The organism is Enterococcus sp. RTP21361st1_A6_RTP21361_211029, assembly GCF_040910045.1.
GTDB classification, from domain to species: domain Bacteria; phylum Bacillota; class Bacilli; order Lactobacillales; family Enterococcaceae; genus Enterococcus_D; species Enterococcus_D gallinarum.
The window spans coordinates 1-6,822 of the sequence record NZ_JBDGBK010000124.1 but is presented as its reverse complement, the minus strand read 5'-3'; the positions used below and the strand labels follow the sequence as shown (position 1 = coordinate 6,822).

Annotated in this window: 6 protein-coding genes, 1 other RNA gene and 1 pseudogene; 6 read left to right on the top strand and 2 right to left on the bottom strand. The window is 38.3% G+C overall.

Annotation, left to right across the window (positions count from 1 at the left end; all coding sequences use genetic code 11):
• Nucleotides 1–77: 77 nt before the first annotated feature.
• The 3 genes and pseudogenes from eutH to AB5Z52_RS15360 form a co-directional block, all read left to right on the top strand.
• Nucleotides 78–740, top strand: a pseudogene (eutH, locus tag AB5Z52_RS15370) (ethanolamine utilization protein EutH); the annotation flags it as partial.
• Between the two features lie 12 nt (nt 741–752).
• Nucleotides 753–1,196 (top strand): cupin domain-containing protein, encoded by a 444-nt coding sequence (locus tag AB5Z52_RS15365; RefSeq protein ID WP_003127755.1) that lies wholly within the window; start codon nt 753–755, stop codon nt 1,194–1,196.
• 1,091 nt (nt 1,197–2,287) lie between these two features.
• Nucleotides 2,288–2,539 (top strand): hypothetical protein, encoded by a 252-nt coding sequence (locus AB5Z52_RS15360; protein WP_005471992.1) that lies wholly within the window; start codon nt 2,288–2,290, stop codon nt 2,537–2,539.
• A gap of 298 nt (nt 2,540–2,837) precedes the next feature.
• Here the strand turns inward: AB5Z52_RS15360 and ssrA are convergent.
• Nucleotides 2,838–3,201, bottom strand: a transfer-messenger RNA (tmRNA) gene (gene ssrA / locus AB5Z52_RS15355).
• Between the two features lie 62 nt (nt 3,202–3,263).
• A complete protein-coding gene (locus AB5Z52_RS15350) occupies nt 3,264–4,034 on the bottom strand; it encodes a Cof-type HAD-IIB family hydrolase (RefSeq protein WP_003127820.1) in 771 nt (256 codons plus the stop codon).
• Between the two features lie 143 nt (nt 4,035–4,177).
• Here AB5Z52_RS15350 and AB5Z52_RS15345 point away from each other — a divergent pair, with 143 nt between their 5' ends.
• The 3 genes from AB5Z52_RS15345 to AB5Z52_RS15335 are packed head-to-tail and all read left to right on the top strand — an operon-like array spanning nt 4,178 to nt 6,682.
• Nucleotides 4,178–4,528, top strand: coding sequence for an SdpI family protein (locus AB5Z52_RS15345; protein WP_003127822.1), 351 nt, complete (start codon nt 4,178–4,180; stop codon nt 4,526–4,528).
• Nucleotides 4,509–5,222 (top strand): response regulator transcription factor, encoded by a 714-nt coding sequence (locus AB5Z52_RS15340; protein WP_003127824.1) that lies wholly within the window; start codon nt 4,509–4,511, stop codon nt 5,220–5,222. The genes AB5Z52_RS15345 and AB5Z52_RS15340 overlap by 20 nt, the downstream gene beginning before the upstream one ends.
• The gene (locus AB5Z52_RS15335; RefSeq protein ID WP_288551633.1) at nt 5,222–6,682 is read left to right on the top strand and encodes a HAMP domain-containing sensor histidine kinase; all 1,461 of its coding nucleotides are present in this window, start codon (nt 5,222–5,224) and stop codon (nt 6,680–6,682) included. The genes AB5Z52_RS15340 and AB5Z52_RS15335 overlap by 1 nt, the downstream gene beginning before the upstream one ends.
• Nucleotides 6,683–6,822: the final 140 nt, after the last annotated feature.

The window sequence follows — 6,822 nt, the reverse complement described above, 5'->3', positions numbered from 1 at the left end:
AATCTGAGCCAGAATGAGGTTCATTCTGACCCAGATTTGATTTTGTACAACTCATCAGTCCTTATTGACAAAGAGCCATTATTACCATTCCTTTCGGGTTATTGGCCGGTGGTTTAACCGCAGGAATGCCAATGTCTATGATCCTTCCTAACTTGCTACCTATCATTATCGTTGCTGCATTGATCATCGTGGGATTATGGTTGGCACCAAACGGTATGATCAAAGGATTCCAGATTTTTGGTCAAGGTGTTGTCATCGTTGCGATTATCGGTTTGATTGTCGGAGCGATTCAGTTACTTGTGGGAATTACAGTCATTCCTGACATTGCACCTGTTACAGAAGGAATCGAAGTCGTAGGGAGCATCGCATTGACTTTAGCTGGGGAATTTTGTTTGGTTGCTGTGATTACGAAAGTGTTTAACAAACCGTTAATGAAATTAGGGAAAGTTTTAGGGATGAATGAAGTGGCTGCTGCCGGTATGGTGGCAACATTAGCAAATAATATCCCAATGTTCCAAATGTTGAAAGATATGGATAACAGAGGAAAAATCATCAACATTGCTTTCGCTGTTTCTGCATCTTTTGTTTTAGGCGATCATCTAGGCTTTACGGCCGGGGTAGCAAAAGAAATGATTTTTCCTATGATCATCGGTAAATTAGTCGGTGGGATAACTGCTATTTTTGTAGCGATTTTTATGGCTAATCGTATGTTAGGGAAACCAGAAATAGAAACAAAATAATGAGGTGAAAATATGACAGAGTTTAATCGTAAAATGATCGAAACTTTGGTTCGTCAAATCGTAACTGAACAATTGATGCCAACAAAACAAGTGGATCCTAGCGGTGTTGCATCGATCAAGCTACCAGAGATCACTGTTTCTGAAGAAGATCGTTTGGATACAGGGAACCCCAATGATATTGTTTATACAAAGGATTTGTTCTCACTCGAAGAGAGTCCTCGTCTAGGTTGTGGATTGATGGTAATGAAAGAAACAACATTTGACTGGACGCTCGATTATGATGAAATCGACTATGTTATTTCTGGCAAATTAGATATTATTATTGATGGACGGAAAGTCTCTGCCAGTGCAGGTGAGCTCATTTTAATTCCTAAAAATAGCAAAATACAGTTTTCAGTCGCAGAAGAAGCCCGCTTTGTTTATGTCACTTTCCCGGCAGATTGGCAGAATCAATAAATTTGTTGAAAACAAGACACTATATATTTTCTTAAGTTGATACGCTACATCAGGTGTTCCTTTTATTTATAGGGATGCCTTTTTTTTAAAAGACCCTTTAGTTAATTAATATACGTTTGGAAGAAAAGATGTTTTTTACAAAGCATACGTGCCGATCTGTAGGATAAAAACGAAGTTCTATGTAAGTAGACAGGACAAAACAAAAAACAATTGAATGAGTAACTCGTATCTATTGTTCGAAATAGTTGCAAAAATGGTTTATTTCAAATATCTTTAAGGAGCAACATGCATTAATCATAGAAGAGTATTAGGACAAAAGGCTTGGGGAAGACTTTTTGTAGACACCTAATACTCTTCGTTTTTGTATTTTATCATGATATCAGCTAGTTTGTATTAAATGGACGAAATTTCGTCCACCATGTTTTGATAGGATCCTCCCATGGTGAATTCTGGCGTGATCGTACAACTCAATGTTTGTTTTGTTCAGGCTGATACGTATCTTCGATCAGTGTGTGGTCAAGCTTTTCAGTCTAAATTCAATTGCTTCATCGTAATCATTTATGACAAGAGCAATATTTTGTTTCACGATTACTCTTCCTTTATAGCGATGCAAGTATCATTCTGAGCTAAAGCCAATTATTCGCCACAATAGCGGACTAATGGAAATCTAAAAAATTATCACTAAATAAGCCAAATAATTTTGTTTAACGAGGGATGTCAGCCTTAAAATAATAGCGAAATCACTAAAAATCGGCGGGATATAGTTAAAAATAAAATGGAGAAAAACTTGCCTGCTTTACGCTCGATCTCATATCTTCGATCATTTCTATCAGTTAAAACTCGGTTAGAAATCGAGCCCAAAATAGTCCGTTAGTAATTTTAAGTAAAAAAGCAAATAGTAATAAGAAAAGGGTTCCCCTAATAAAAGATACGATCACTCCCTCACAATCTGATGAGTAAGAGCAAATGCTTGCTCTGAAAAGTTTGTTTTATCGCTATCTGTACTATTAACCTTTAGTGAATCATTTAACTTGAAAATATTTAAGGATGATCGTAAGATAGTTTTATCAAATATATAAGGAGTGTTATCTATGGCAAACTATGAAGAAAAAGAATCAAAAGCATTGTTAAAAATCGGAGAAGTTTTGGACAAGTTAGATTCTAATTTAGCAGAATTGGATTCTCTAGAAGCAGATGCTAAAAAACATAGTATGAAGAAGTGGATTGTTGAGAAAAAAGCGATTCATGAAATCAAGAAGATCGCACACGAAGCAGGTAAATACGAAACGTATGATGAGAAAGAATTACAAAAAGAGTTGGACGAAGTAGAAAAATATATGTAAGGAAGAGACGTTTTCTTTTCGTTTTTTTCTCTTATTTTAGTTAAAATAAATTTCCAGCACACTAAGGATAAATTTGCTTGATCAAAGGGAAGCCCGCTTGCTTGTTTTGTGAGTAAGGAGGCTTCTTTGCTTATACAAGCGACTAAAAGAATGCATCTGTCGCGATGCTGGTCGGCTTGACTGTTAACTGATAATCTCAGAGAAGGCAGGTTAAAAATAAAAAAGAAGCAAGATAAACCTCATAGAAACAAGGTTCATCTCACTTTGGAAAAACTACGAAAATCTTCTCGATTTTAGTCTATGGAGATGGCGGGAGTCGAACCCGCGTCCAAACATATTGCTACCTAAAAATCTACGCTCATAGTCAGCTCATTTAAGGATTCGCTTTACAGCTTGCCGAGTGACAGGCAGTCTGTATTGCTAGTCTGATGTTCTCTTTTTTAACTTGCAGACGGAAAGTTAAAACGTATCCCACTTAGAATAGGACCCTTACTCGAGCACATGGGCGATGCCGAGAGGATCTACGCTAACTGTTTTTAGGCAGCTAAAGCGTAAGAGTTTTCGTTTTTAGCAGTTATATTTAACTGTAACGTTTTAACGTAGACGTAACCTACGAAGCGCAATTCAGGCTCAACTATGCCTGTCGAATCCGTAACATCCCCCTGATAAAAGGGGTATCGCTACCAACCACTAGTATAACATAATTTGCGCTATATGCAAAGATTTAGATCAATTCAAAATGATTCAAGGCATGCACGATGCCGCCTTCAGTATTTTTAAGAGTAACAAAATCAGCAATCTCTTTTAGTTCTGGCAAGCCATTACCCATGGCAATTTTATAGTCGCAAGCTTCTAAAAGAGCGAAGTCATTGCTACCGTCACCAAAGCCAAATGTTGGCACATCTTTGAGATTTAGTAAGTTCACTAATGTCTTAATTCCCGTTCCTTTAGAGGTGCCGCTTTTCACGACATCAATTGAAAAAGGTGTATTGCGGTAGAAAGTCAATTCAGGGAACTGTTCTTTATAGACTGTTTCATTGGCGATACCTAATACGAGCATCATATTGATCCGGTCTTTTTCATAACGGAATGGATCGATTTCTGGAAGGGGGCTGCGGACATAATTGTAAGCCTCGATCATCTCATCATTGTGTCCAGTTGCCCAGTAACCATTCTCGTTATAATATGAAAGTTCGTCGCCATGATCTCTCACGGCTTCCAACATCCGTGCGCAGAGATTTTTATCTAATGTGTCTGAAAACACTTCTTTGCCATCGATACGAATGAATGCCCCATTCATGACAATATTTGAGGTGATCCCAGCAGCCTCGCGAATAGCAAGAACTTCTGTTTCCGTTCTGCCGGTTGCAATGATTGGTAAAACATCATTTTGGCGTAAGCGATGCATGGCCTCAGAAATTTCGGGGGTGATCTGGGAGTGTTCATCTAGTAGTGTGCCATCTAAATCAAAAAATGCTAAAGCTTTATAATTCATACAGTTTTCTCCTACTCTTATTGACAGTTACAAAATCAATCTTAACAAAGATTGCTAAAAACGCAAACCTTTATGAAGAAACCGTGAAGTTGTTGGTAGATAGGAGGTTTTCGAGTATACTAGAGAAAGAATGGAGTGGGAATATGATTTTTTTAGTGATTGGAGCGATTTTCTTTTTGATCGGTTTTGTTTTTTTGATTCTCCCTTCAAAGAAAATCAATTTTATCTACGGCTATCGTTCTTATTTAGCAAAACAGAATGAACGAAATTGGCAGTATGCACAAAAGATCTGTACGCGGTACTTTCTGCTGTTTGGGGGAGTCATGACATTGATAGGAATCCTACTGAAGTGGCAGGGATGGACCAATTTCTTTCTCTTAGAAATGATTGCAATTCCTTGGTTTATTGTACCGATTTTTGGTTTGATCGAAGAAAAGCTGCAACAATTTGATGAACAACATAGGGGTGAAGACAATGAATATTCTAATGATTGAAGACAATGAATCTGTTTCAGAAATGATGCAAATGTTTTTTTTGAATGAAGGTTGGGATGCGACTTTCAAATATGATGGCAAAGAGGGACTGGAAGCTTTTGCCGAAACTCCAGAAAAATGGGATATGATCACGCTGGATTTAAATTTGCCTACCATGGATGGAATGATCGTTGCCAGAGAGATTCGCAAGATTTCTAATACAGTGCCCATTATTATGCTGACTGCCCGTGATTCAGAAAGTGATCAAGTGATTGGGCTGGAAATGGGCGCGGATGATTATGTGACGAAACCATTTAGTCCATTAACATTGATTGCTCGTATCAAAGCCCTGCATCGACGGAGTGAAATTGCTGAGAAGGCAAGTTCTGAGACTTCAGACACGACATTTGATATCGTTACCGATCACTTTAAAATGAATACCAAGACTCGGGAGGCTTATTTGAACGGCAAATTGATCGATGGTCTGACGCCCAAAGAATTTGATTTGCTTTATACATTAGCGAAAAAACCGCGACAAGTCTTTTCCCGGGAACAATTACTAGAGTTGGTTTGGGATTATCAATATTTTGGTGACGAGCGTACCGTCGATGCGCATATCAAAAAGTTGCGGCAAAAAATTGAAAAAGTGGGACCGCAAGTGATTCAGACTGTTTGGGGAGTTGGCTACAAATTTGATGATGCAGGTGCTGCCTAATGCGGTATCTTTATCAACAATTGATTGCGTTTTTTGCTGTGATTCTAGTCATTTTGATGACGATTGGAGTAGCGTTTACCCAAATGACCCGACAGACGTTGCAAGAGCGCAATTACGAGCAATTGATGGGGTATGCCTCTTCCGTAGCAAAAATTTCCCAGATCAGTGACTCAGAATTTTTTCAGCAGAACATGACGCGAGATGAATATTTGCAGTATTCACTACATCTTGCTGAAAATATTCTGAGCAATCAAGATATTTCTTTTGCTTTTTTTAAAAGTCCGAAAGAACAAATCTATCCATTAGATACGTCGGGACGAGCGGTCGACTTTAGCATTTCAGAATCAGATTGGCAGTCATTGCAAAATGGTGGTCGATTACAAATGACTTCGAATACCAATTTATTCGGCGAACGAGAGTTGACTTCCTATGTGTTGATTCCTTTTTCTGTTAATCGGACGGATTTTTATGGCGTGATGGTGGTTTCACAATCTGCCAGCAATATTTTGAATCTAGTCAGTGCTTTTAATCAGAACTTATTCAAAGTCTTCTTGATTTCGATCATTGTTTCGCTATTGATCAGTTATCTATTCGCGACTTTCCAAGTTCGGCGGATCAATCGGATGAAGCGGGCAACCAAAGAAATTACGAATGGGAATTTTGACATCTCATTACCTGTTCATAATCGCGATGAATTTGATGAATTGGCAGAAGACTTTAACCAAATGTCCCAGTCATTGAAAGAGTCGCATGAAGAAATTGAGCGTCAGGAAGAACGACGACGGCAATTTATGGCTGATGCTTCCCATGAAATGCGTACGCCTTTAACCACTATCAATGGGTTGCTAGAAGGATTAGAATACCATGCAATTCCAGAGAATCAGCGAGACAATGCGATCCGCTTGATGAAAAATGAGACCAATCGTTTGATTCGTTTAGTGAATGAAAATCTGGATTATGAAAAAATCAGAACCAATCAGATTTCTATGGTCATTAAGAAGTTTGATGCGACCAAGACAATGACCAATCTGTTGATGCAATTGGAAAGCAAAGCAGAAGTCGCAAACGATCGTTTGATTCTGGAAACAGAGGAGTCGATCGACGTCTATGCCGACTATGACCGGTTTGTTCAAATTATGGTTAACATACTCCAAAATGCGATTCAATTCACACAAGATGGTGAGATCCGCGTGCGAATCGAAAAAGGCTATCTAGAAACGATCATTGAGATTTCTGATACAGGAATCGGTATGTCCGAAGAACAAGTCAAAAATATTTGGGATCGCTACTATAAAGTTGATCCTTCTCGAAAAAATCGACAATTTGGTGAATCGGGATTAGGGTTATCGATAGTGGAACAGTTGGTTCGCCTCCACAAAGGTAAAATCGAAGTCGATAGCGAATTGGGGCAAGGAACGACCTTCAAAGTGACTTTTCCCGATATCGAAATAGAAGAATAAGCTAGAAACATACAGTATGCTTTTATGCAGTGATAGACAAAAAGGAAACCATCGTCATCGATGGTTTCAGACTGTAGACAAAGTCCATTTTATGGATGATGTCTACAGTCTTTTCTTTTATAATAGATTTATGAAAACGA